The sequence below is a fragment of the Streptomyces herbicida genome (assembly GCF_032656585.1).
Classification (GTDB): Bacteria; Actinomycetota; Actinomycetes; order Streptomycetales; family Streptomycetaceae; genus Streptomyces; species Streptomyces herbicida.
In genome coordinates, this window is sequence record NZ_JAUYWJ010000007.1 from 327,850 (window position 1) to 350,997 (window position 23,148).

General features: G+C 70.8%; 24 protein-coding genes and 1 pseudogene. 11 read left to right on the forward strand and 14 right to left on the reverse strand.

Features of this window, described 5'->3' with window-relative positions:
* Positions 1-229: 229 nt before the first annotated feature.
* Positions 230-496 (reverse strand): annotated as a pseudogene (locus Q8A52_RS17610) (hypothetical protein); the annotation flags it as partial.
* 227 nt (positions 497-723) lie between these two features.
* Between Q8A52_RS17610 and gcl the strand changes: the two are divergent.
* On the forward strand, positions 724-2,508 hold the full coding sequence (gcl, locus tag Q8A52_RS17615) for a glyoxylate carboligase (protein ID WP_316753139.1): 1,785 nt from the start codon (positions 724-726) through the stop codon (positions 2,506-2,508).
* A gap of 201 nt (positions 2,509-2,709) precedes the next feature.
* Positions 2,710-3,546 (forward strand): alpha/beta fold hydrolase, encoded by an 837-nt coding sequence (locus Q8A52_RS17620; RefSeq protein ID WP_316753140.1) that lies wholly within the window; start codon positions 2,710-2,712, stop codon positions 3,544-3,546.
* On the opposite strand, the gene Q8A52_RS17625 is transcribed toward Q8A52_RS17620, so the two are convergent.
* The 5 genes from Q8A52_RS17625 to Q8A52_RS17645 form a co-directional block, all read right to left on the reverse strand.
* Positions 3,527-4,090: a TIGR04222 domain-containing membrane protein gene (locus Q8A52_RS17625; RefSeq protein WP_316753142.1), complete on the reverse strand. Its 564-nt coding sequence runs from the start codon at positions 4,088-4,090 to the stop codon at positions 3,527-3,529. The two genes, Q8A52_RS17620 and Q8A52_RS17625, sit on opposite strands and share 20 nt — an antisense overlap.
* 161 nt (positions 4,091-4,251) lie before the next feature.
* Positions 4,252-4,488, reverse strand: a complete 237-nt coding sequence (locus Q8A52_RS17630; protein ID WP_316753144.1) for a hypothetical protein — start codon at positions 4,486-4,488, stop codon at positions 4,252-4,254.
* Between the two features lie 293 nt (positions 4,489-4,781).
* Positions 4,782-6,239, reverse strand: a complete 1,458-nt coding sequence (locus Q8A52_RS17635) for a catalase (protein ID WP_316753146.1) — start codon at positions 6,237-6,239, stop codon at positions 4,782-4,784.
* Positions 6,240-6,423: 184 nt separating this feature from the next.
* On the reverse strand, positions 6,424-7,329 hold the full coding sequence (locus Q8A52_RS17640; protein WP_316753148.1) for a 2-hydroxy-3-oxopropionate reductase: 906 nt from the start codon (positions 7,327-7,329) through the stop codon (positions 6,424-6,426).
* Positions 7,330-7,360: 31 nt separating this feature from the next.
* Complete coding sequence (locus Q8A52_RS17645) at positions 7,361-8,200, reverse strand: TIM barrel protein (protein WP_316753150.1); 840 nt, start codon at positions 8,198-8,200, stop codon at positions 7,361-7,363.
* A gap of 371 nt (positions 8,201-8,571) precedes the next feature.
* Between Q8A52_RS17645 and Q8A52_RS17650 the strand changes: the two genes are divergently transcribed.
* The 8 genes from Q8A52_RS17650 (at position 8,572) to Q8A52_RS17685 (ending at position 14,961) form a co-directional block, all read left to right on the forward strand.
* Entirely contained in the window at positions 8,572-8,820 is a 249-nt protein-coding gene (locus Q8A52_RS17650; protein ID WP_316753152.1) for a hypothetical protein, read from the forward strand.
* On the forward strand, positions 8,817-9,182 hold the full coding sequence (locus Q8A52_RS17655; protein ID WP_316753154.1) for a helix-turn-helix domain-containing protein: 366 nt from the start codon (positions 8,817-8,819) through the stop codon (positions 9,180-9,182). The genes Q8A52_RS17650 and Q8A52_RS17655 overlap by 4 nt, the downstream gene beginning before the upstream one ends.
* A gap of 119 nt (positions 9,183-9,301) precedes the next feature.
* A complete protein-coding gene (gene uraD / locus Q8A52_RS17660) occupies positions 9,302-9,811 on the forward strand; it encodes a 2-oxo-4-hydroxy-4-carboxy-5-ureidoimidazoline decarboxylase (RefSeq protein ID WP_316753156.1) in 510 nt (169 codons plus the stop codon).
* Between the two features lie 7 nt (positions 9,812-9,818).
* A complete protein-coding gene (gene uraH / locus Q8A52_RS17665) occupies positions 9,819-10,220 on the forward strand; it encodes a hydroxyisourate hydrolase (RefSeq protein WP_316753158.1) in 402 nt (133 codons plus the stop codon).
* A 7-nt stretch (positions 10,221-10,227) separates the two neighbouring features.
* Entirely contained in the window at positions 10,228-11,184 is a 957-nt protein-coding gene (pucL, locus tag Q8A52_RS17670) for a factor-independent urate hydroxylase (protein ID WP_316753160.1), read from the forward strand.
* 116 nt (positions 11,185-11,300) lie between these two features.
* Entirely contained in the window at positions 11,301-12,680 is a 1,380-nt protein-coding gene (locus Q8A52_RS17675) for an 8-oxoguanine deaminase (RefSeq protein ID WP_316753162.1), read from the forward strand.
* A 263-nt stretch (positions 12,681-12,943) separates the two neighbouring features.
* Entirely contained in the window at positions 12,944-14,344 is a 1,401-nt protein-coding gene (locus Q8A52_RS17680; protein ID WP_408649210.1) for a nucleobase:cation symporter-2 family protein, read from the forward strand.
* Positions 14,341-14,961 carry a TMEM175 family protein gene (locus tag Q8A52_RS17685; protein WP_316753164.1) on the forward strand — a complete coding sequence of 207 codons (621 nt, stop codon included), beginning with the start codon at positions 14,341-14,343 and terminating at the stop codon, positions 14,959-14,961. The genes Q8A52_RS17680 and Q8A52_RS17685 overlap by 4 nt, the downstream gene beginning before the upstream one ends.
* Here Q8A52_RS17685 and Q8A52_RS17690 read toward each other — a convergent pair.
* The 5 genes from Q8A52_RS17690 to Q8A52_RS17710 form a co-directional block, all read right to left on the reverse strand.
* Complete coding sequence (locus Q8A52_RS17690; RefSeq protein ID WP_316753166.1) at positions 14,918-15,529, reverse strand: 3'-5' exonuclease; 612 nt, start codon at positions 15,527-15,529, stop codon at positions 14,918-14,920. The genes Q8A52_RS17685 and Q8A52_RS17690 overlap by 44 nt on opposite strands.
* Before the next feature lie 108 nt (positions 15,530-15,637).
* Complete coding sequence (locus Q8A52_RS17695; RefSeq protein ID WP_316753168.1) at positions 15,638-16,060, reverse strand: acyl-CoA thioesterase; 423 nt, start codon at positions 16,058-16,060, stop codon at positions 15,638-15,640.
* A 52-nt stretch (positions 16,061-16,112) separates the two neighbouring features.
* Positions 16,113-16,745 (reverse strand): hypothetical protein, encoded by a 633-nt coding sequence (locus Q8A52_RS17700; RefSeq protein WP_316753170.1) that lies wholly within the window; start codon positions 16,743-16,745, stop codon positions 16,113-16,115.
* 91 nt (positions 16,746-16,836) lie between these two features.
* Positions 16,837-17,436, reverse strand: coding sequence for a histidine phosphatase family protein (locus tag Q8A52_RS17705; RefSeq protein WP_316753172.1), 600 nt, complete (start codon positions 17,434-17,436; stop codon positions 16,837-16,839).
* 118 nt (positions 17,437-17,554) lie between these two features.
* The gene (locus Q8A52_RS17710; RefSeq protein WP_316753175.1) at positions 17,555-18,763 is read right to left on the reverse strand and encodes a pyridoxal phosphate-dependent aminotransferase; all 1,209 of its coding nucleotides are present in this window, start codon (positions 18,761-18,763) and stop codon (positions 17,555-17,557) included.
* A gap of 81 nt (positions 18,764-18,844) precedes the next feature.
* Here Q8A52_RS17710 and Q8A52_RS17715 point away from each other — a divergent pair, with 81 nt between their 5' ends.
* Positions 18,845-19,471: a helix-turn-helix domain-containing protein gene (locus Q8A52_RS17715; protein WP_316753177.1), complete on the forward strand. Its 627-nt coding sequence runs from the start codon at positions 18,845-18,847 to the stop codon at positions 19,469-19,471.
* A gap of 44 nt (positions 19,472-19,515) precedes the next feature.
* Here Q8A52_RS17715 and Q8A52_RS17720 read toward each other — a convergent pair whose 3' ends face one another.
* Genes Q8A52_RS17720 through Q8A52_RS17730 form a run of 3 tightly spaced genes read right to left on the reverse strand, consistent with a single transcriptional unit; the run spans position 19,516 to position 23,117 of the window.
* Positions 19,516-20,325 carry a hypothetical protein gene (locus Q8A52_RS17720; protein ID WP_316753179.1) on the reverse strand — a complete coding sequence of 270 codons (810 nt, stop codon included), beginning with the start codon at positions 20,323-20,325 and terminating at the stop codon, positions 19,516-19,518.
* Entirely contained in the window at positions 20,325-21,590 is a 1,266-nt protein-coding gene (locus Q8A52_RS17725; RefSeq protein WP_316753181.1) for a VWA domain-containing protein, read from the reverse strand. The genes Q8A52_RS17720 and Q8A52_RS17725 overlap by 1 nt, the downstream gene beginning before the upstream one ends.
* Positions 21,591-21,599: 9 nt before the next feature.
* Complete coding sequence (locus tag Q8A52_RS17730) at positions 21,600-23,117, reverse strand: IucA/IucC family siderophore biosynthesis protein (RefSeq protein ID WP_316753183.1); 1,518 nt, start codon at positions 23,115-23,117, stop codon at positions 21,600-21,602.
* Positions 23,118-23,148 lie beyond the last annotated feature (31 nt).

Consider the following 23,148-nt stretch of genomic DNA (forward strand, 5'->3'; position numbering starts at 1 on the left):
GCCCGGCCTTTGCACCTCCGCTCGGTCCGGGGGCCGAACCGGTGCCCGTGCCTGCGTCGGCGCCCGCTTCCTCCGCGCCCGTGTCGAGATCTGCGTCTGCTCCCGCCGCCGTGCCCGAGTCCGCGCCCCCGCCCAGGAACGCCTCCAAGCCCGCGCCAGGACCCGAGCCCTCGCCTGCCCTCGCACCTGCACCCGGGCCTGTGTCCACCCACGTATCCGTGTCCTCGCCGGGGCGTCCGTCGGTGACCGGTATGCGCAGGACCGTGCCGCAGTCGCAGCCCAGTTCCGGCTGGGGCCACTCGTCGCGGCGTCCGCAGGACGGGCAGTGGACGGTGACCCAGTCCTGGTCCCAGACGCGGTGGGTGACGGCCGTCGCCGCGGCCCCGCGGTCGAGCGGTGGCGCGACCGCCGCACCACACACGCAGGGATACGACGGCGCGGTGTAGACGTGCTCGCGCCGACAGGCCGGACAGCGCACCGGCACGCTCTCGGACATGGCCGACTCCAAGGCCTCGCGTCGGGACAGCGGTCCCATCGTGCTCCTGCCGGACCCCGCTTGTCCCTCTCTTGACGACCTTCGGCCATCCACCTACATTGATTCCAGATAGTAGAAGTTTAATTCCGCAATGCGGAAGCAAGCGGAAGAAATGAAAACTCGGGACACAGTGCTCACCGCGGGGCGCGACGGGAGTACGCATCCGACAGCCGAAGCAGGAGTACTCGATGGCTCGTATGACCGCTGCCCGCGCGGCAGTTGAGATCCTCAGGCGTGAGGGCGTCACCGCCGCGTTCGGTGTGCCGGGCGCGGCGATCAACCCCTTCTACGCGGCGCTCAAAGCCTCGGGCGGCATCAACCACACCCTCGCCCGCCATGTCGAGGGCGCCTCGCACATGGCCGAGGGCTACACCCGCACCCACCCGGGCAACATCGGCGTCTGCATCGGTACCTCCGGCCCCGCCGGCACCGACATGATCACCGGCCTGTACTCGGCCATCGGCGACTCGATCCCGATCCTGTGCATCACCGGCCAGGCCCCGACCGCGGTGATCCACAAGGAGGACTTCCAGGCCGTCGACATCGCCTCGATCGCCAAGCCGGTCACGAAGATGGCGGTCACCGTGCTGGAGGCGGCCCAGGTCCCCGGTGTCTTCCAGCAGGCCTTCCACCTCATGCGCTCCGGCCGCCCCGGCCCGGTCCTGATCGACCTGCCGATCGACGTCCAGCTCACCGAGATCGAGTTCGACCCGGAGACGTACGAGCCCCTGCCGGTCTACAAGCCCGCCGCGACCCGCCCGCAGATCGAGAAGGCGATCGGGCTCCTCAACGAGTCCGAGCGTCCGCTGATCGTCGCCGGCGGGGGTGTCATCAACGCCGACGCGGCCGAACTCCTCGTCGAGTTCGCCGAGCTGACGGGTACTCCGGTGGTCCCGACCCTGATGGGCTGGGGTGTCCTCCCCGACGACCACGAGCTGAACGCGGGCATGGTCGGCCTGCAGACCTCGCACCGCTACGGCAACGCGACCTTCCTGGAGTCCGACTTCATCCTCGGCATCGGCAACCGCTGGGCCAACCGCCACACCGGCAAGCTGGACGTCTACACGGCCGGCCGGAAGTTCGTCCACGTCGACATCGAGCCCACCCAGATCGGCAAGATCTTCGCTCCCGACTACGGCATCGCCTCCGACGCCAAGGCGGCGCTCGAGCTCTTCGTCGAGGTGGCGCGCGAGCTGAGGGCGGCGGGCCGGCTGCCCGACCGCTCCTCCTGGGCCGCCGCCGCGCAGGAGAAGAAGGCGACCCTCCAGCGCCGTACGCACTTCGACGACATCCCGATCAAGCCGCAGCGCGTCTACGAGGAGATGAACAAGGCCTTCGGCCCGGAGACCCGGTACGTCTCCACCATCGGCCTCTCGCAGATCGCCGGAGCCCAGATGCTGCACGTCTTCAAGCCCCGGCACTGGATCAACTGCGGCCAGGCGGGCCCCCTCGGCTGGACCGTCCCGGCGGCACTGGGCGTGGCGAAGGCCGACCCGGAGGCGTCCGTCGTCGCCCTCTCCGGCGACTACGACTTCCAGTTCATGATCGAGGAACTGGCGGTCGGCGCCCAGCACAGGATCCCGTACGTCCACGTCCTCGTGAACAACTCCTACCTGGGCCTGATCCGCCAGGCGCAGCGGGCGTTCGACATCGACTTCCAGGTCAAGCTGGAATTCGAGAACATCAACTCGCCCGAGCTCGGCGTCTACGGGGTCGACCACGTCAAGGTCGCCGAGGGCCTCGGCTGCAAGGCGATTCGCGTCACCGACCCGAACGAACTCGGCTCCGCCTTCGAACAGGCCAAGAAGCTCGCCGCCGAGTTCCAGGTGCCGGTCGTCGTCGAAGCGATCCTGGAGCGCGTCACCAACATCTCCATGTCGACCACCAACGACATCTCCAACGTCGTCGAGTTCGAGGAACTGGCCACAGACCCGTCCCACGCACCCACGTCGATCAAAACCCTGAAGGTCTGACTCACCGGAACCAGGGGGCGGCCCGTCCGAGGGGGACGGACCGCCTCCCTGTTTTTTGTAGGTGCGAAGCACCGACAAAAAGGGGCGCGGGGAACTGCGCGACCAGCCACGAACAACCCGTTCCCGGCAACGCACGGAACCCGGCACACGCACCCCCGGAACCCGCCCCAAGCAGCGCAGCGATCCGGCATGATCGGGCCCATGCGCATCACCGTCCCCACGCCACTCGGCGACACAGCCGTTCGCTGCGAAGGCCCGCCCGGTGCGCCCGCCGTCCTGCTCCTGCACGCCAACCCCGGCGACGGGCGCGACTACGACGCCGTACTGGCCGCCCTCGCCGACCGGCACCGCACCTACGTGGTCGACTGGCCCGGCTACGGCGACTCGACCGCGCCCGACCCGCGGCTGGTCTCCCCGGAGGGCCTGGTCGAGGTGGCCGAGCGGGTCCTGGCCGCGCTGGACGGCGAGGACGCGGTCACGGTGATCGGCAACAGCGTGGGCGGATACGTGGCGTGCCGGCTCGCCGAGGGGGCGTACGCGGCACGGATCGCCGGGCTCGTGTTGGTCGACCCCGCGGGATTCACGCCCCAGAACGCGGTCACCCGATGGTTCTGCCGCGAGGTGATGGGGCGCCCGGCCGTGGCCCGGCACCTCGTGGTCCCGCTGGCCCGCGCCTACCTGGGCGCGCGCCGCACCCCGAGCGCCCGCGCCACCTTCGAGCGGGTCCGCCGGCTGCCGCACCGCGGCGAGCAGCTTGCGGTGCACTGCGCGATCTGGCGCGGCTTCGCGGACCCCGGGTTCGGGCCGAAGGACCCGGCCGCCATCGACGTGCCCGTCCTGCTGCTGTGGGGGCGCCGCGACCCGGTCGTCCCCGTCTTCCTGGACGGCCGCCGGGCCCGGCGTACCCTGCCCCGGCACACGGTGAGCGTGCTGCTGCCGACGGCCCACGAGCCGTACAACGAGCGCCCGGACCTGTTCCTGCGGCACACGCTGGCGTTCCTGGCGGACCCGCGGGCCTTCACACCGAGCCGCAGGTGAAGCCGCCCCCGCCGCACGAGGAGCGCGGCACATCGTACTCCGTGGTCCCGCCCCGGCCGGTCAGCCCCGCCTCCCGAGCGAAGCGCGGGGCGAGCACGGTCAGCGCCCGGTCGCCGTACAGGGCGACCGCGAGCAGGGTGTCCCGTGCCGACAGGCCGGTCCGATCGGCGGGCAGGGGATTGCGTTCGCGCCACTGCTTCAGGCTGCGGCGGGCGGTTCGGGTGCGGCCCGCCGGGAAGGAGCGCAGCAGCCCGTCGGCCGCGAGGTGGCCGCGTGCCTCGGCGAGTGCCGAGCGCACGCCCGGGCGGGCCAGCAACTGCCGCATGCCCGCGCTTCGGTAGAGGGCCGCGTGCACGGCCCTGGTCAGGGGCGGCAGCTCCTGCCCGCTGACGGGTCCCGAGGTTCGCATCGTCCCGGCCCGTGCCGCACCGACGGCGCCGCGCAGATGCAGATCCAGCACCGCGACCGTGACGGCGGCGCGAGGACCGCCCCGTATCAGCGCGATCTCGTACGGCTCCAGCCGGACCGTCGGCATTCCGCTCATGACACACCCCCTGTGCGGGCGTCGGCCGCCACCGTGCCGGCGGGCCCCGCGTGCCGGGAATGTGCCCGCCGGTGGGGGTGGTCGAAGCCTCGGCGGCGGTGTTCAGAGGTTGATTTGAGGGTGCCGTAGGCAGCGGTACGCCCGGTGCCGTACGCGTGTCGTCAGGGCTCAGGCTCCATCAGTCCCGGCCAGTCCTCGGGCCCGCCGCCCTGCCACTCGATCAGGTCGCTCTCCTCGACCTCGATCCGGTCCAGGTCGGCCATGCGCAGGATCTCGACCACGTCGTCCAGATGGGACGCGATCCCGAGGGTCACGTCGCCCTCGGTCACCCGCCGGGAGCCGTCCAGGGCCGGGGGGTGCACCACGATGTGCGGAAACTCGGTCGGTGGATATGTCATGAGTAAAGGCTCCTGCGAGGCGGACGGATCCGCACCCCCGAGGAGCCCTGGCCGTCCGACGGCGCGAGGCTGGGCGCGACAGGACATTCGCGCCGCCGGACGGAGTCTGTGATGTGTGGCTGGGACCGCGGCGGCAGCGACGGACCGGAAACGCCCTCCCCTCAGGTCGAGAAGGGGAACCGGAGCCTTCACCACCGCACTGGCTCGCACGCCGCCGCGGTCCTCACCTGCCCGCACCGTGTCCGGACGGCCACCCCTCATCCGGGCCGTTCAGTGGGACGCGGTGCGGGAGTTCAGTCCTCGCGCAGGGCGCGGACCGCCGCCTCCACGCGCTTGCCGTAGTCCGGGTCGGCGGCGTGGAAGTGAGCCAGGTTCTTCTCGATCACGTCGTCGCGGGAGACCTGCGAGAGGCCGCCGGCGATGTTCGCGACGAGACGGGACTTCTCCTCCTCGGACATCAGCCGGTACAGCTCGCCCGCCTGGAAGAAGTCGTCGTCCTTGGTGTGCTGCGGGGCCTCGTGCGTGCCGGTGTGGCCGGTCACCGCCAGCGGGGTGGACAGCGGGCGGCCGGTCGCCACCGGGCCGTCGTACGAGTTCGGCTCGTAGTTCTTGGCGTGGCGGCCCTGGGCGTTGGCCGCCATGAAGCCGTCGCGGCCGTAGTTCTGCGCGGTCGTCGCCTTCGGGGCGTTCACGGCGAGCTGCGTGTGGTTGACGCCCAGGCGGTAGCGGTGCGCGTCCGCGTAGGCGAACAGGCGGCCCTGGAGCATCTTGTCGGGGGAGGGGCCGATGCCCGGGACGAAGTTGTTCGGGGAGAACGCGGCCTGCTCCACCTCGGCGAAGACGTTGTCCGGGTTGCGGTCCAGGACCAGCCGGCCCACGCGCTGGAGCGGGTAGTCCCTGTGCGGCCAGACCCTGGTGAGGTCGAAGGGGTTGAAGCGGTAGTCGGCCGCCTCGGCCGCGGGCATGATCTGGACGTACAGCGTCCAGGACGGGTTGACGCCCCGCTCGATCGCCTGGAGCAGGTCCGTCTGGTGCGAGCCCGGGTCCTTGCCCGCGGTCTCCGCGGCCTGCTCGCCGCTCAGGCAGCGGATGCCCTGGTTGGTCTTGAAGTGGTACTTGACGAAGAAGGCCTCGCCCTCGGCGTTCGTCCACTGGTAGGTGTGCGAGCCGTAGCCGTTCATGTGGCGGTACGACGCCGGGATGCCGCGGTCGCCCATCAGCCAGGTCACCTGGTGCGTGGCCTCGGGGGCGTGCGCCCAGAAGTCCCAGACGTTGTCCGGCTCCTGACGACCCGTGAAGGGATCGCGCTTCTGCGAGTGGATGAAGTCCGGGAACTTGATGGGGTCCTTGATGAAGAAGACCGGGGTGTTGTTCCCGACGAGGTCGTAATTGCCTTCTTCCGTATAGAACTTGACCGCGAAGCCGCGTGGGTCGCGCACCGCGTCCGCGCCGCCCAGGCTGTCCGCCACGGTGGAGAAGCGCAAAAAGACCTCGGTGCGCTTGCCGATGGTGCTCAGGAAGTCGGCGTATGTGAAGCCGGTGACGTCGTCGGTCACCTCGAAGTAGCCGTACGCGCCGGAGCCGCGGGCGTGCACCACGCGCTCCGGGATGCGCTCTCGGTTGAAGCGCGCCAGCTTCTCCAGGAGGTGCTGGTCCTGGAGCAGGAGCGGACCGCCGACGCCGGCGGAGGCGGAATTCTGGTTGTCGGCGACCGGGGCGCCGGACTCTGTCGTGAGCACGCGCTTCGACATCGTGGACCTTCCGTGCGAGGGGGCAGCGGAGTTCTGTGGAATTCGACTTCCGCTTTGTGGAGCCTAGGTTTGGGGTGATCGAGGCGTCAACAGTTTGTTGAAGTAGATTCCGGGCGGCGCCGACGCCTGGGCGCGACAGGACAGATGTCGGCGGCGGCACCGCCCGGAAGTTCTGGGAGCGGGATCAGACCTGGGCGCCGGAGAGGCGCTCCACGGCCCGCAGCAGAGCCGAGTGGTCCAGGCCGCCGTCGCCCTGGGCGCGCAGGCTGGCGACCAGCTGGGCGACCACGGCACCGACCGGGAGGGCGGCGCCGACGTTGCGGGCGGCGTCCGTGACGATGCCCATGTCCTTGTGGTGCAGGTCGATACGGAAGCCCGGCTTGAAGTCGCGGCTCAGGAAGTTGTCCTTCTTCCGCGTCAGCACGGTCGAGCCCGCCAGGCCGCCATTGAGGACGTCCAGGGCGGCCGTCAGGTCCACGCCCGACTTCTCCAGGAAGACCACGGCCTCGGCGCACGCCTGGATGTTCACGGCGACGATCAGCTGGTTCGCGGCCTTCACGGTCTGGCCGGAGCCGTGCGGGCCGCACAGCACGATGGTCTTGCCGAGCGCCTCGAAGATCGGCTCCGCCTCGTCGAAGTCGGCCCGCCTGCCACCGACCATGATCGACAGTACGGCCTCGACGGCGCCGGCCTCACCGCCGGAGACGGGGGCGTCGAGGACGCGGATGCCCTTCTCCGCCGCGGCCGCGGCCAGATCGACCGAGGTCTGCGGGGTGATCGAGGACATGTCGATCAGCAGGGCACCGGACCTCGCATTCTCCAGGATGCCGTCGGGGCCGTAGGAGATCGCCTCGACCTGCGGGGACGCGGGCACCATCGTGATGATCACGTCGGCGTCCTCGACGGCCTCGGCGATGGAGCCGGCCGCGGTGCCGCCGGCGGCGGCCAGGCGGTCGAGCTTGTCCTGCTCCAGGGTGAAGCCGGTGACGTCGTAACCCGCCTTGATCAGGTTCTCCGACATGGGGGAGCCCATGATGCCGAGGCCTATCCAGGCGATCGACGGGCGGGAGGAATCTGCGGGGTTGCTCATCTTGGGGGTGCCTCTCGGTACGGGGGGTGATTCAGCGGGCGGCGCGTGCCTCGTGGGGCAGCCAGTCGAAGGCGTCGGCGCTCGGGCGGTCGCCCGGCTTGTACTCCAGACCGACCCAGCCCTCGTAACCGGCCTTCCGCAGCTGGTCGAGGAGCTCCTCCAGCGGGAGCGTCCCCGTGCCGGGGGCGCCGCGGCCCGGGTTGTCGGCGATCTGGACGTGGCCGGTCTTCGCGGCGTGCTGCTCGATCACCGACGGCAGGTCCTCGCCGTTCATGGACAGGTGGTAGAGGTCCATCAGGAAGCGCGCGTTGCCGAGGCCCGTCGCGTCGTTGACCTTGTCGACGATCCCGACCGCCGCAGGGGCCGACAGCAGTGGGTACAGCGGAGACTCCGGCCGGTTGAGCGCCTCGATCAGCAGGATCGCGCCGATGCGGTCGGCGGCACGGGCCGCCAGGGCCAGGTTCTCCAGTGCCAGGGCGTCCTGCGCCGCCGGATCCACGCCGTCGACGCGGTTGCCGTACAGGGCGTTCAGGGCCGTGCAGCCCAGCGACTGCGCGAAGTCCGCCGCCACTTCGATGTTGGCGCGGAATCTCTCCGACTCCTCACCCGGCACCGACAGGGCGCCACGGTCCGGGCCCGGGAGCTGTCCGGCGTAGAAGTTCAGCCCGGTGAGCTGTACGCCCGCGTCCTCGATCGCCTTCTTCAGGGCGTCGAGCTCGGACCGCTCGGGGGTGGGGGAGCCGACCCAGGGCCACCACAGCTCGACCGCGGAGAAGCCGGCCGCGGCGGCGGCCGCGGGGCGCTCCGGAAGCGGGAGTTCCGTGAAGAGGATCGACAGGTTGACGTTGAAGCGCTGGTCTGCGAATCCCATCGGGGCCGCGCTCCCTTCCGTTAGTGATTCCGTATTGCGGAAGTTTGTTTCTGCGTAATGGAAGATTGCCTGGGCCTGGGGAGAGCTGTCAAGGGGCCCCGCGAGAACGTGCCGCTGCGGGTAGAGGTGAGGGGTCCTGCGGGGGGTCTGGGCAGTCGGACCCCGGGAGCCGTGCGATGCGGGCGTCGCCGCCTCGGTCGCCCGTTCACCTGGCGCCTGCAGCCCGGGGTGGGGAGCGGAATCCGGGGGTGCTTTCGGGGGCCGGGTGTGTGGGTGGGTCGGTTAAGGTCTCACCCAGCGGGCGGGGTGTACCCACCCCGGTCGTGGACCTTGCGGAACGCGTGGGTCCGAGCAGATGCCATGGGGGCACAGTGCGACTGAAAGTGGAGTTCACCACCGAGCCCTTCGACCTGGACGAGGCGCCCGCGCACGCGCTGGTGGCCCGCGAGGTGATCGGGGCGGCGAAGCTGGACGCGGTCGACGTCGGCCCGTTCGGCAACACCGCGGAGGGTGGCGCCGACGAGGTGCTGACCGCCGTGGACGCGCTGCTGCGCAAGACCCTGGAGGCCGGCGCCACCCGGATCTCCCTGCAGGTCAACGTCATCGGGGAGGGCGAGTGACCGGCAGGGACGAACCCTTCATCACGGCCGTGAAGCCGCTGGTCGACGCCATGGGCGGGGAGATGCTCCCGCCGGACGAGGCCGGCCCCGACGACGTCGTGCTCGCCTGGGAGGGCGTCGACGTCGTCGCCGTGCGCCTGCCCCAGCTCGCCGACTCCCTCGACCACATCCTGGCGGCCATGGAGCGCAAGAAGGGCAAGCCCCTGGCCGATCTGGACCGCAAGGCCAAGCAGGAGGTCGTACGGATACTGGAGGCGCGCGGCGCCTTCTCGGTACGGCACGGAGTGGAGACCGTGGCGAGCGCGCTCGGGGTGAGCCGCTTCACCGTCTACAACTATCTGAACCGCGAGAAGGAGGGCTGAGCGCCCCTTCGGGCTTGTTACGCGGAATTTTCAACAAAGTGTTGACGTCGTGTTTCGGAGGGCGTTAGCTGTTCGCAGCCCGTTCAGCACGAAGGCCGTTCGCGGCCACGGAGGCTCCCGTGACTTCCACTTCCACGCCCACGGGCCTGGCCCGGTTCAACGTCCTGGAGGAGCCCGCGGCCTTCGCCGCCCTTCATGAGGCGTGCGCTTCCACGGCGTGGGTCCGGCGGCTGCTCGCCGGCCGCCCGTACGCCACCGCCGACGACCTCTACGAAGCCGGCGACGCCGCCATGGCCGAGCTGACCCCCGAGGACCTCGCGGAGGCGATGGCCGGGCACCCGCCGATCGGCCGCCCCAAGCCCGGCGATCCGACCTCCGCCCGGGAGCAGCGCGGCATGGCCGGCGCCTCCGCGGAGCTCAAGGCGGAGATGCTCGAGCTGAACCTCGCCTACCAGGACAGGTTTGGCCATGTCTTCCTCATCTGCGCCACCGGCAGAACCGGCGAGCAGATGCGCGACGCGCTCAAGGAGCGGATCGGCAACCCGCCGGAGCAGGAGCGGGAGATCGTCCGCACCGAGCTGGGCAAGATCAACCGTATCCGGCTCGCCCGCATCGTCGAAGAGGACTGAGAGCAGCATGAGCACCAGCACCACCGCTTCCGTGTCCACGCACATCCTGGACACCAGCGTCGGCCGCCCCGCCGAGGGCGTCGCCGTACAGCTCGCGGCCCGCAGCGGCCGAGACGCCGCATGGCAGGCGCTCGGTGGCTCCGCGACCGACGTGGACGGGCGGTGCAAGGACCTTCCGGACCTGCCGGAGGGGACGACCCACGTACGGCTCGACTTCGCGGTCGAGGCGTACTTCGAAGAATCTGTGAAGAAGCAAGCCGATGCGCAGCAGGACGCCCCCGCGAATCGGGACAGCGGTGACGTGTTCTTCCCCGAGGTGGCGATCACCTTCGCCGTGAACCCCGGGGAGCACTACCACGTACCGCTGCTGCTCAACCCGTTCGGCTACTCCGTTTACCGAGGGAGCTAGCAGAAACATGACTGACAATTCCCGGCCCGCCCGCCCTGTGATCCTGGGACAGAACCAGTACGGCAAGGCCGAGAACCGAGTCGTAAAGATCACGCGGGACGGCGCCACCCACCACATCAAGGACCTCAACGTCTCCGTGGCGCTCTCGGGCGACATGGACGAGGTCCACTACTCCGGCTCGAACGCCAACGTCCTGCCGACGGACACCACCAAGAACACGGTGTACGCGTTCGCCAAGGAATACGGCATCGAGTCCGCCGAGCAGTTCGGCATCCATCTCGCCCGCCACTTCGTGACGAGCCAGGAGCCGATCCACCGGGCCCGGATCCGCATCGAGGAGTACGCCTGGGAGCGGATCGAGGCCTCCGACGCCAACTCCAGGTTCATCGGTGCGGACGAGGTAAAGCACTCCTTCGTGCGCCAGGGCCAGGAGACCCGGCTGACCCAGATCACCTACGACGGTGAGCGGTGGGAGGTCATCTCGGGTCTCAAGGACCTGGTCGTGATGAACTCGACCAACTCCGAGTTCTGGGGCTACGTCAAGGACAAGTACACGACGCTCCCGGAGGCGTACGACCGCATCCTGGCCACCCAGGTCTCCGCCCGCTGGCGGTTCAACTGGACCGACGACGAGCAGAAGATGCCCAACTGGGAGAAGTCCTACGAGCAGACGAAGAAGCACCTGCTCCAGGCCTTCGCCGAGACGTACTCGCTGTCGCTGCAGCAGACGCTGTACCAGATGGGCGCGCGCATCATCAACAACCGCAGCGAGATCGACGAGGTCCGCTTCTCGCTGCCGAACAAGCACCACTTCCTCGTCGACCTGGCGCCCTTCGGGCTGAAGAACGCCACCGAAGACGGGGCTGTCTACTTCGCCGCCGACCGCCCGTACGGCCTCATCGAGGCCACCATCGTGCGGGACGGCTGCGAGCCGAAGATCCCGGTCGACCTCACCAACCTGTAAGAACCCTCTTTCGGCACCCGCGGCCGGAGAGCCCCGCCCCACTCGCTCCCCGGCCGCGGCACTCAAACTCCCAGGGTCCTGCCGTGCCCTCTCCGACACAGCGCAAAGGACGAACCATGGCAGCAGCCCAGCGCATCGTCATCGAGAACTGTTCGATCGCGACGGTCGACGCGAACGACACCGAGTACGCCACCGGTCATGTCGTCATCGCCGGCAACCGCATCGAGTCGCTCGGCGCGGGCAAGGCCCCCGAAGGCCTGGAGAACGTCGTACGGCGCATCGACGCCTCCGGCCACCTCGTGACCCCCGGCCTGATCAACACCCACCACCACTTCTACCAGTGGATCACCCGGGGCCTGGCCACCGACCACAACCTCTTCAACTGGCTGGTCGCGCTCTACCCGACCTGGGCGCGCATCGACGAGCCGATGGTGTACGCGGCCGCCCAGGGGTCACTGGCGATGATGGCCCGCGGCGGCGTGACCACCGCCATGGACCACCACTACGTCTACCCGAAGAACTCCGGCGACCTGTCCGGCGCCATCATCCGCGCCGCCCGGGAGACCGGCGTCCGCTTCACCCTCGCCCGCGGCTCCATGGACCGCAGCGAGAAGGACGGCGGCCTGCCCCCGGACTTCGCCGTCGAGACGCTGGAGGGAGCTTTCGCCGCGACCGAGCAGACCGTCAAGGAACACCACGACGCCTCCTTCGACGCGATGACCCAGGTCGCCGTCGCCCCCTGCTCGCCGTTCTCCGTCTCCACCGAACTCCTGCGACAAGGTGCCGAGCTGGCCCGCCGCCTCGGCGTGCGCCTGCACACCCACGGCTCGGAGACGGTCGAGGAGGAGAAGTTCTGCCACGAGCTGTTCGGCATGGGCCCGACCGACTACTTCGAGTCCACCGGCTGGCTCGGCGAGGACGTGTGGATGGCCCACTGCGTCCATATGAACGACTCCGACATCGCCGCCTTCGCCCGTACCAAGACGGGTGTCGCCCACTGTCCGTCCTCCAACGCGCGCCTGGCGGCGGGCATCGCCCGCGTCCCCGACATGCTGGCCGCCGGGGTCCCGGTCGGCCTCGGCGTCGACGGCACCGCCTCCAACGAGTCCGGTGAACTGCACACCGAGCTGCGCAACGCGCTGCTCATCAACCGCCTCGGCGCCCACCGCGAGTCCGCCCTGAACGCCCGGCAGGCGCTGCGCCTCGGCACCTACGGCGGCGCCCAGGTCCTGGGCCGGGCCACCGAGACCGGCTCCCTGGAGCCGGGCAAGCTCGCCGACCTGGTGCTCTGGAAGCTCGACACCCTCGCCCACGCCTCCATCGCCGACCCGGTGACCGCGCTGGTCTTCGGCGCGGCGGCACCGGTCACCGCCTCGTTCGTGAACGGCCGGCAGATCGTCGAGCACGGCCGCCTGCTGCACGTCGACGAGGGCGCCATCGCCCGCTCCACGCGGGAAGAGGCCCAGCGCCTGGCACGGATCGCCGCCCAGGGCTGAGCAACCGAAGGACTCCGGTCGGGAGGGACGGCTCCCGGCCGGAAGCCATGGACCCGAGCGGGATCCATGGCGGCCGCGTCCGGGGCGTGCGTGAACGCGCGCGCCCCGGGACGGTCCCCGTCCCGACCCCGAAAGGGTCCCCGGTCCCTCCCCCGAGCCCGAGCTCCCGGCTGCGCTCGAGCAGGGAGGTGCCCCCACGCCCGCGCACCACCTCCCTGAAACCCACGTCAGAGCCGACGTGTCACCCGACCGGAGGAGCCGCCGTGTCCGCTCACCCCGATGTCCAGCGCCACCCAGTCGACGAGAAACTCCCCGCCCTCAAGATGGCGACCACCGGGCTTCAGCACGTGGCCGCCATGTACGCGGGAGTCGTCGCCCCGCCCCTGATCGTCGGCGCCGCCGTAGGTCTGACCGGCACCGAACTCACCTTCCTCACCGGCGCCTGTCTGTTCACCGCCGGCCTCGCCACCTTCCTGCAGACCCTCGGGATCTGGAAGATCGGCGCCCGGCTGCCCTTCGTCAACGGGGTCACCTTCGCCGGTGTCGCCCCCATGACCGCCATCGTCGCCTCGACCAAGGACAAGTCCGACGCCCTCCCGGTCATCTTCGGCGCGGTGATCGTCGCCGGAATCCTCGGCTTCGTGGCGGCCCCCTTCTTCAGCAAGGCGGTCCGCTTCTTCCCGCCGGTGGTCACCGGCACGGTCATCACACTGATCGGCGTCTCGCTGCTCCCGGTGGCCTTCGGCTGGGCGCAGGGGTCCAACCCGGCCGCGGACGACTACGGTTCGACGACCTGTCTCACCCTCGCCGGTATCACCCTGCTGATCGTCCTCGCGCTGCGCCGCTTCACCCGCGGCTTCGTCAAGCAGGTCGCCGTCCTGCTCGGCCTGGTCGCCGGGACGCTCGTCGCGATCCCGTTCGGCGTCACGGACTTCGGCCCGCTCGCGCACGCGGACGTCGTCGGCTTCCCGACCCCGTTCCACTTCGGGGCGCCGCAGTTCCAGCTCGCCGCGATCCTCTCCATGTGCGTGGTGATGGTGGTCTCGATGACCGAATCGACCGCCGACATGCTGGCGTTGGGCGAGATCGTCGAGCGTCCCGCGGACGAGCGGACCATCGCCGCGGGCCTGCGCGCCGACACCCTCGGCTCGGCCCTCAGCCCGCTCTTCAACGGCTTCATGTGCAGTGCCTTCGCACAGAACATCGGCCTGGTCGCGATGACCCGCATCCGCAGCCGCTACGTCGTCGCCACCGGCGGCGGCTTCCTGGTCCTGATGGGCCTGTGCCCCATGGCCGCCTCGCTCATCGCCGTCGTACCGCGGCCGGTGCTCGGCGGCGCGGGTGTGGTGCTGTTCGGCTCGGTCGCCGCGAGCGGCATCCAGACCCTGGCCCGGGCCGGCCTGGAGAAGGACAACAACGTCCTGATCGTCGCGGTCTCGCTCGCCGTCGGCCTCATCCCCATCACCGAGCCGGACTTCTACCACGCGTTCCCGGAGACCGCGAAGATCGTCCTCGACTCGGGCATCTCCACGGGTTGTGTGGCCGCCGTCCTCCTCAACCTCGTCTTCAACCACCTCGGCAAGGGCCAGGAGGCACGGGACGTGACCCATCCGATGAAAGCGGGTGAGGAACTGGTGGCCGATGGGGCACCCTGTGTCCCATGACGAGTGAGTCCGGCCGGGTCGAGGCCTTCAGCGACGGCGTCTTCGCCATCGCCATCACCCTGCTCATCCTCGAGATCAAGGTTCCCGAGGTCGGCGAACACGGCGGCCTGTGGCACGCGTTGGGCGCGCAGTGGCCGTCGTACGCCGCCTATGTGGTGAGCTTCCTGGTCATCGGCATCATGTGGGTCAACCACCACCAGGTGTTCAGCTACGTGGCCCGTGTCGACCGCACGCTGATGTTCCTGAACCTGCTGGTGCTGATGGTGGTGGCCGCCGTGCCCTGGCCGACGGCGATGCTCGCGGAGTACCTGCGCGCGGACAAGGCCTCACATGTGGCGGCGGCGGTCTACAGCCTGGTGATGGTGCTGATGGCCGCTGCCTTCCAGGCCCTGTGGTGGCATCTGACCCGGACGGGCCACCTCTTCGACGCCCGGGTCGACGCCGATGCGGCCCGGGCGACCCGTGCCCGCTTCGCGCTGGGCTCCCTGGCCTACCCGGTCACGGTCGGCCTGGCCTTCGTCTCGGCCCCTCTCACCCTCGCCGCACACGGGCTGCTCGCCCTGTACTACGGCTTCAATCAGGTACCGGTCCCGACCCGGGACCCGGCCACAGCATGAGATTGGCGAGCAGCTCGGCCTGCTCCACGGCGTCGTCGAGGGCGTGATGCGTATGGCGGCGCCGTGACAGCAGATGCCGGGGCATCGTCCCCTTGGCGACGGCCCGCAGCGGAAGGCGGGCCTTCGTCGCGTACAGGGTCTTCATGTCCAGGCAGCCCGAGTGTCCGAAGGGGCTCGCCCCCGTGAAGCGGATCAGATACCAGTACAGGAACGTCCAGTCGTACGAGGCCGGATAGCCGCACATCACCGGCTGGGCACCCGCGCTCACCTCCCGGACCCAGTCGGAGAACTCGGCCAGCGCGAGCGCGGGTTCCGCTCCCTCGGACCTCAGCCGCTCCCGGTCGAGTCCGCTCACCGCGAGGGCCTCGGGCACGAACTCATCGCTGATCGGCCGCAGTTCGCGATAGAAGGTCAGCTGCTCGGGGTCGGCGGCGGTGAATCCGTCGGCATCCTGTGCACCGGCGACGGCGGCGCCCAGGCTCAGCATGGAGTAGGGGCCGGGGATCGGGCCGTCCGCCTCGATGTCGACGGAGATGTACAGGCTCGGCTTGATACGTCGTGCGGGCATGGGACCGGAGCATCGCAGGCGGGAGCGGTCCGCCGCATCCGAATTCAGGGGCGGGGGCCTGCCTGGGCAGGGGGAGCCGGTCGGCAGGCAGGCCCGGCGGTACGCCGGTCAGAGGCCGAAGAGGGTGAGATCCGTCGCCAGTTCCTTGAAGACCTCGCGGGGATCGGCGACCAGCTTTCTCGCCTTCAGGTCCATGATTCCGCCGACCGCGGTGAGCTCGGCCGCCACCGTGCCGTCGGCCTTGCGTATCTCCTGGCGGATCCGGAAGGTCTTGCCCGTGCCCCACTCGAACTCGCAGGTCACGTCGACCTCGTCGCCCGCGAGCAGCTCGCGCCGATAACGGATCGTCGTCTCCAGCGCCACGGGCCCCACGCCCCGGCCGGCGAGCTGGGCCTGGGACACCCCGGCGTCCTTCAGCAGAGACCAGCGGGCGTGCTCCGCGTAGTTGACGTACACCGCCTGGTTGAGGTGACCCTGCACGTCGGTCTCGTACCCGCGGACGGTCACGCGGACGGAATACGGTTCACTCACGACTTCCTCTTCTCGTGTACGACGCACTGATCCCCCGATCCTGGCATGGCGCTCACACCCGGCGCGGGGACGCCAGCAGATAACGCACCCTCGTCCGCGGCTCCGTGTACTCACCGGCCTGCCAGCCCACGCCCTCCAGCGTGGCCGCGCACGCGCGCAGCACCTCGCCGTCCGGCGCGTACACGGCGACCGCCTCGGGCTGCGGGGTCGCGCGCACCCGGTACCCCTCGGCGTCCTGCCCCGCCGGCCGGTGCCCGGCCGCCTCCAGGGCGAGCGCGGCGGCCCGCACCAGGTGCGTACGCTCCCAGCCGCACGGCCGGTCCGTGGCACCGTCCGGATTGGTCATCCGCCGCAGCTCCAGCAGGCCCTGCCAGGCGCTGTGCACCTCCCGCACCCGCTCCGGGCCGGAGCCGGACGCCGGCTCCTCCGGATCGCCGACGCGGGCCGCGAAGACGCCGTCGGCGGGTGTCGGCTCCACCGGTTCGGCGGCGGGCTCGGGCACCGCCTCCCGTATGCGATGCCCCGCCGGTGTCAGGAAGTGGTCGTGGGGCGGCCGCGGGTGCCGGAAGGCGAGCCCGTGCCTCACCAGCGCGGCGAGCTGCGCCTCCGTACCCCGCAGCAGACCGGTGACCGGCTCGGCGGCATCGATGACACGCCGCTGCGCGGCGCTCGGCGGTCGTGTCACGGCATGCTCCTCTCCCATGGGCGGCCCATTCGAAGAGTACGACCGGGGTCTGACAACGGGCCGGGGCCACCGGCTGCCGCAGCAGTCCGGGTCAGTTGCGCGGCCGGACGTTCCACCCCGCCACCACCGGCCGCCCGTGCTCCGTGCCGAGCCGGCACAGCGTGCCCGTCGCCAGCTGGAAGAGGGCCCCGTGCTGCGGGCGCAGGCCGAGGCGGCGGGCGGTGAGGACGCGCAGGAAGTGGCCGTGGGCGACCAGGACGACGACACCCTCGGTGTTGGCGAGGGCGGCGTCCACCTTGCCCAGCATCCGGTCGGCACGCTCCCCGACCTGCTCCGGAGTCTCCCCGGGGTGCTCGGGCGGGCCCGGCGCGACCCCGTCCGTGAACAGGAACCAGCCGGGCCGGGTGCGCTGGATCTCGACCGTGGTGATGCCCTCGTAGCCGCCGTAGTCCCATTCGCGCAGGTCGGCGTCGACCCGGGCGTCGGGGATCCCGATGAGTTCGGCGGTCTCCCGGGCCCGCTGCAGGGGGCTGACGAAGGCGGCGCCGATCCGGTGCGAGCGGATCAGCGGCACCAGTCGGCGCGCCTCCTCCCGCCCGTGCTCGGTGAGGGGTACGTCCGTCCAGCCGGTGTGCCGTCCGGACCGCGACCACTCGGTCTCACCGTGCCGGACGAGAAAGAGGTCACCCACGTCAGCGCCCTTCCCGCTCGCCTGTCAGCACCGTGTCACAGGGCGCCCGCCGCCCGCAGGCGGGACTGGGCCAGACGGCCCTGCGGCGTAGGCGAATCGGCGACGGGCGCACGGCGGCCTACTGCCGGTATCCGCTCAGGAACCGACCGATCCGGCCGATCGCAGCCTCCAGGTCCTCCGCGTGCGGGAGGGTGAGGATGCGGAAGTGGTCCGGGGCCGGCCAGTTGAAGCCGGTGCCCTGGACGACCTGGATCTTCTCACGGAGCAGCAGGTCGAGGACGAATTTCTCGTCGTCGTGGATCTTGTGCACCTTGGGGTCGAGGCGCGGGAAGGCGTACAGCGCGCCCTTGGGCTTGACGCAGGACACGCCCGGGATCTCGTTCAGCTTCTCCCAGGCCACGTTCCGCTGCTCGTACAGCCGGCCGCCCGGAGCGGCCAGCTCGCGGATGGACTGGCGCCCGCCGAGCGCGGCCTGGATGGCGTACTGCGCGGGCGCGTTGGCGCACAGGCGCATGGAGGCCAGCATGGTCAGGCCCTCCAGATAGTCCTTCGCATGCTGTTTGGGACCGGTGACGACCAGCCAGCCCGAGCGGAAGCCCGCCACCCGGTACGTCTTCGACAGCCCGCAGAAGGTGAGGACGACCAGGTCGGGAGCGAGGGCGGCGGCCGAGTGGTGGACGGCGTCGTCGTACAGGATCTGGTCGTAGATCTCGTCGGCGAAGACCATCAGGCCGTGGCGGCGGGCGAGGTCGAGGATGCCCTCGACGATCTCCTTCGGGTAGACCGCTCCGGTCGGATTGTTCGGGTTGATGATCACGACGGCCTTGGTGCGATCGGTGATCTTGGAGGCGATGTCGTCCAGGTCCGGGTTCCAGTCGGCCTGTTCGTCGCACACATAGTGGACCGCCTTGCCGCCCGAGAGGGTCGTCACGGCCGTCCACAGGGGGAAGTCCGGTGCGGGGATGAGGATTTCGTCGCCGTCCTCCACCAGCGCCTGGACGGCCATCGAGACCAGCTCGGAGACGCCGTTGCCGAGGAACACGTCGTCGACGCCGACCTGCAGGCCCAGGTTCTGGTAGCGCTGGGCCACGGAGCGGCGGGCGGAGAGGATGCCCCGCGAGTCCGTGTAGCCGTGCGCCCGCGGGAGCATGCGGATCATGTCCTGGAGGATCTCCTCCGGCGCCTCGAAGCCGAAGAGGGCCGGGTTGCCGGTGTTCAGGCGCAGCACGCTGTGGCCCGCCTCCTCCAGCGCGTTCGCGTGTTCGATCACCGGGCCGCGGATCTCGTAACAGACCTCGCTGAGCTTGTTCGACTGCCGGAACTCCATGCGCCCCTCCAGGAACTCGTGTTGCTTGGTTTTACCAAGTTCGAGCTTGGAAAGTCCAACAACACGTCTAGACTGCGCCGCATGTCACCTCGCCGAAGCTACGACCAGTACTGTTCCGCAGCCCGCGCGCTCGACCTGGTCGGCGACCGCTGGACCCTGCTGATCGTCCGGGAGCTGCTCGCCGGTCCCCGCCGCTACACGGACCTGCACGCGGACCTGCCGGGGGTCAGCACGGACGTACTCGCCTCACGGCTGAAGGACATGGAGCGGGACGGCCTCGCGACACGGCGCCGGCTGCCGCCGCCGGGCGCGGCCTACGTCTACGAACTCACCAGTCGCGGAGGCGAGTTGCTCCCCGTGCTGCAGGCGCTGGGCAAGTGGGGCGAGGCAGTGCTGGGGGAGCGGCGGCCCACCGACGCCGTACGGGCGCACTGGTTCGCGCTGCCGCTGACGCGCGGGCTGGAGGGTGAGGGGATCGTCGAAGTCCACGTGGAGGAAGGGGACTTCCATCTGTACCTGGGAGCGGGGGAGGGCGCCGTGTACGGCGACGGGCCGGCCCCCGACGAGCCCGACGCGCGGCTCGTCCTCGATGCCGCCACCTGTACGGCCGTCACCCGCGGCGAGTTGAGCGTGCTGGACGCGGTGCGGGACGGCCGGATCGCGGTGACCGGTGACGGCACCCTGGCCAAGGCGCTGCGGGAGGCCTGAAAGGGGCAGGGCCCGCCACGCGGACGCGGCGGGCCCCGGGGCGGTCAGGCGCCCGGCGGCACCCGTGCGGGCCGTCCCGTACCGCGCGTCAGCGCGTACCCGCCGATGCCCGCGAGGGCGGCCAGCACACCGCCGATCGCGGTCCACACCCAGCGGTCGGTCCACCAGCCGGAGGACCAGCCGTCGTCGGGCTCGATGGCGGACAGCACGGCCGACTTCGACGAGTCCGAACCGCTGCCGTCGGCCTGCGACTTGACCGCGATCCCGGGGACCAGCGGCTTCGCCAGCGAGCCGTCCACCGCGGCCGAGCCGCCGATGTCCTCGGAGTCGACGCGGACCTCGGCGCTCACCGGCTGGCCGAGGTCGGCGGAGCCGAGGTTCACCACCGTCAGCCGGATGTAGTACGTGCCGGGCAGCGGGTCATTGGCCCACGGCTCCGACCAGGCGCGCACGGTACGCAGGACGCAGGCCAGCTCGACCGAGGCGGCGCCCTGGGCGGCGGTGCGGGTCTGGGCGCCGTACTGGCAGGACTGGCGGCGGCGCAGACCGTCGTACACGTCCATCTGCCAGGTCTGCCCGGAGTGCGACTCGGGCAGCTTCACCGTCGCCTTGACGGTGGGCCGCTGACCGGCGTCGGCCGGGAACGACCAGTACAGATAGTCGCCGGTGGAGGCGCTGGCCGTGGCCTGCTGCCCCTGGTCGATCTCCGCCGCCGTACGGAAGGACGTACCCGCCTGAGCGGGGGCCTTGCCGTCCTCCGAGGCGCTCGGGGACGGAGAGGAGTCGGCGACGGCGGGACCCGCGGCCGGCCCGACCGCCAGCAGGGCGGCGCTCAGCACATGTGTGATTCGCATCAGTTGGTCCTCCAGACCGCGACCCGCCAGCGCGACACCCAGCCCCACAGCAGACCCGCGACGAAGCCGGTCAGCACCAGCGCGCCGAGCAGCCACCAGCCACGCCCGAGGCCGAAGGAGGCCACGTCGCTCGCCTTGTCCGGACTGTCCACGACGTCGACGGTCAGCTCCAGCGGCAGACCCGGCGTGGTCTTCACGCCGGCCGCCGCCGAGAAGGAGTTGGTGACCTGGAGGCACACCGTCTCGGCGGTCGCCGTGTCGTCGTCGCTCTCGGGCTTCGGGTAGCGCAGACCCGTCGAGATCATGTCCGTACGGCCGTTGCCCGCGGCCTCGCCGCGCACGATCTCGCGGCCGTGCATCGTGACCGCGCGCAGCAGCACCCCGTAGTCGGGGTTGACGGCCCGGTCGTCCGCCACGCTCACCGAGGCGCGCAGCTCCTGGCCGGGGTTGACGTCCACCTTGTACCAGCGCTGCTGTCCGAACTCCTCACGGTCCGTGTAGAGGCCGGACTTCAGCGCGGGCGCGCTCGAGCACTGCGTCGCGCCTTCCGTGGCCACCGGCGTGACCACCGGATCGGCCGCCCGGTCGACCAGCTGACCGACCCGGTCGCTGAGCTCCTCCTTGTGCCGCACGTCGGTGTAGGTGCCGCCCGTCGCGTCCGCGATACAGCTGAGCTGGTCACGGGTCTTCGCGTCCGGCACCAGGCCGAGCGTGTCGATGGTCAGCCCGATGCCCTTGGCGGCGATCTCGCGAGCCACCTCGCACGGGTCCAGCGGCTGGCAGGTGTCCTCGCCGTCGCTGATCAGGACGATACGGCGGGTGCCGTCACCGCCGTCGAGGTCGGCGGCCGCCTTCTGCAGCGCGGGACCGATCGGCGTCCAGCCGGTCGGTGCCAGCGTGGCCACCGCGGTCTTCGCCTCGGTCCGGTTCAGCGGGCCGACCGGATAGAGCTGCGCGGTGTCCTTGCAGCCCGTCTTCCGGTCGTTGCCACGGTAGTTGGCGCCCAGCGTCCGTATGCCGAGCCGGACCTCCTCGGGCGTCGCGTCCAGCACTTCGTTGAACGCCTGCTTCGCCGCGGCCATCCGCGATTCGCCGTCGATGTCCCGCGCCCGCATGGAACCGCTGACGTCGAGGACCAGTTCCACCTTCGGGGCGGCGGCCTGGTCCGTCTCGTCGGCAACCGCTCCGGCGGGGAAAGCGATCCCGGCCGTCAGGGTGGCGAGCAGGGCGCAGACGCCCGCCGCCAGCCGTTGTCTTCTGATCATCGGCGGATCCTATTGATCAGAGGTGTCGGGCTCCAAAACGAGCGGGTTCGGCAGACCGAACCACTGGTCGCCGGGAGTCTGCGGCGACAGCCGCATCAGCGTCAACGCCTTGGCGGGCAGCGGCTCTTCGCGCAGGGCGGTCAGATCGTGGGTGCGCGGCAGATCCCGTACGGCGGTCTCCAGGGCCGTGGCGAGCGCGGTGCCGGAGCCCGCCGCACCCGCCAGCGCGCCCGCCACCAGGGAGCCGAACAGCTTGCGGCGCAAGGTCGTTTCGTCGTCCGTGACCAGGCGGCCCGTCAGGCCCGGCGGGGTGATGCCGTGGCGGGTCAGCCGGGCGGGGCTGACGCGGATGTCGGCCAGGTCGCGGTAGACCAGGCGCAGCGGGGCGCCCGTCGCGGACAGCACGACGAGGAGGTTCTGGCCGTGCGCCTCCAGGGCCACGCCCAGTTCGAGCAGACGCAGGCCGACCGTGAGAGCGAGGCGGCTGAAGCCGGCCAGCCAGGCGGGGGAGTCCGGCAGGTCCGTGGTGGCCAGGGCGCCCACCGGCAGCACGTATTCGCCCGGCGCCGCGAACCGCTGCGGCGACTCGCGCAGCACGGCCGCCAGGTCCGGCGAGTGGGCTGTCACCGCGCCCAGTGTGCGGGTGACGTGCAGCAGCCCGTCCGTGCGCGCCGCCAGGTCCTCCGCGAAGGACGACAGGGTCGCGGACATGCCGATCGAGTACTCCGAGATGTCCCGCACCGAGGACGTCAGCCGCGTGCTCAGCGCGGTCTTGACGTGCGGCCCGCCGGGGAGGGCGAGGGTCCGCAGGGACATCAGGGGGTGTGCGGGCAGGGTGCCCTCTACGGGCAGCTTGAGGACGTGCTCCGCCTGCCAGGGGTGCACCGGGATCAGCAGATGCCCGCCGTCGCGCATGTCCCCGGGCCAGGACCCCGTCAGCAGGCACTCCTCCGGGCGGACCGGGACCGTCCCCAGTTCCACAACGGGGCCGTGCTCCGGGCCGTACGCGAGCTGCTCGGCCACCGAGAAACCGGGCCGGGAACGGCAGTTGGGGTGGAACGGATGCCCGTCGACCACCCGCTGCTCCCACTCCCAGTCCCGCACCGGCCACTCTTTCGGGCGATCCGGGTGTCCGGCCCGGGACAGCGCCAACGAGGCCGTGCTGTGCCCGAGTTCGGCCGCGAAGTCCGCCGCGTGCGGCACCGCGAGGTCCGTCATCAGGCGGGCGGGATCGTCGTACGGCACCTCGTCGAGGTGCACGGCCGTGACGTATGCGGCGGTCGCGTACGGATCCGCGTGCGGCCCGCGCAGCGCACGGCCGTCGGAGAGCCGCAGGGCAAGGCCCTGCGGGCCGCGGACACGGCAGCTGATCCAGGGCAGCGGTTCGTGCGCGAGCGCCCGCCACAGGCGGGTCAGCACGGCCGCCCGGGCACCGGGCAGCTCGGCCGCGTACCGGGGCACGAGAGCGGGCCGGATCTCGGCCAGCTCGGCGGCGACCTGCGCCTCGGCGGTGGGGGGACGGTGCACGGACGGGCTCCTCGGGGTACGGGACAGGAAG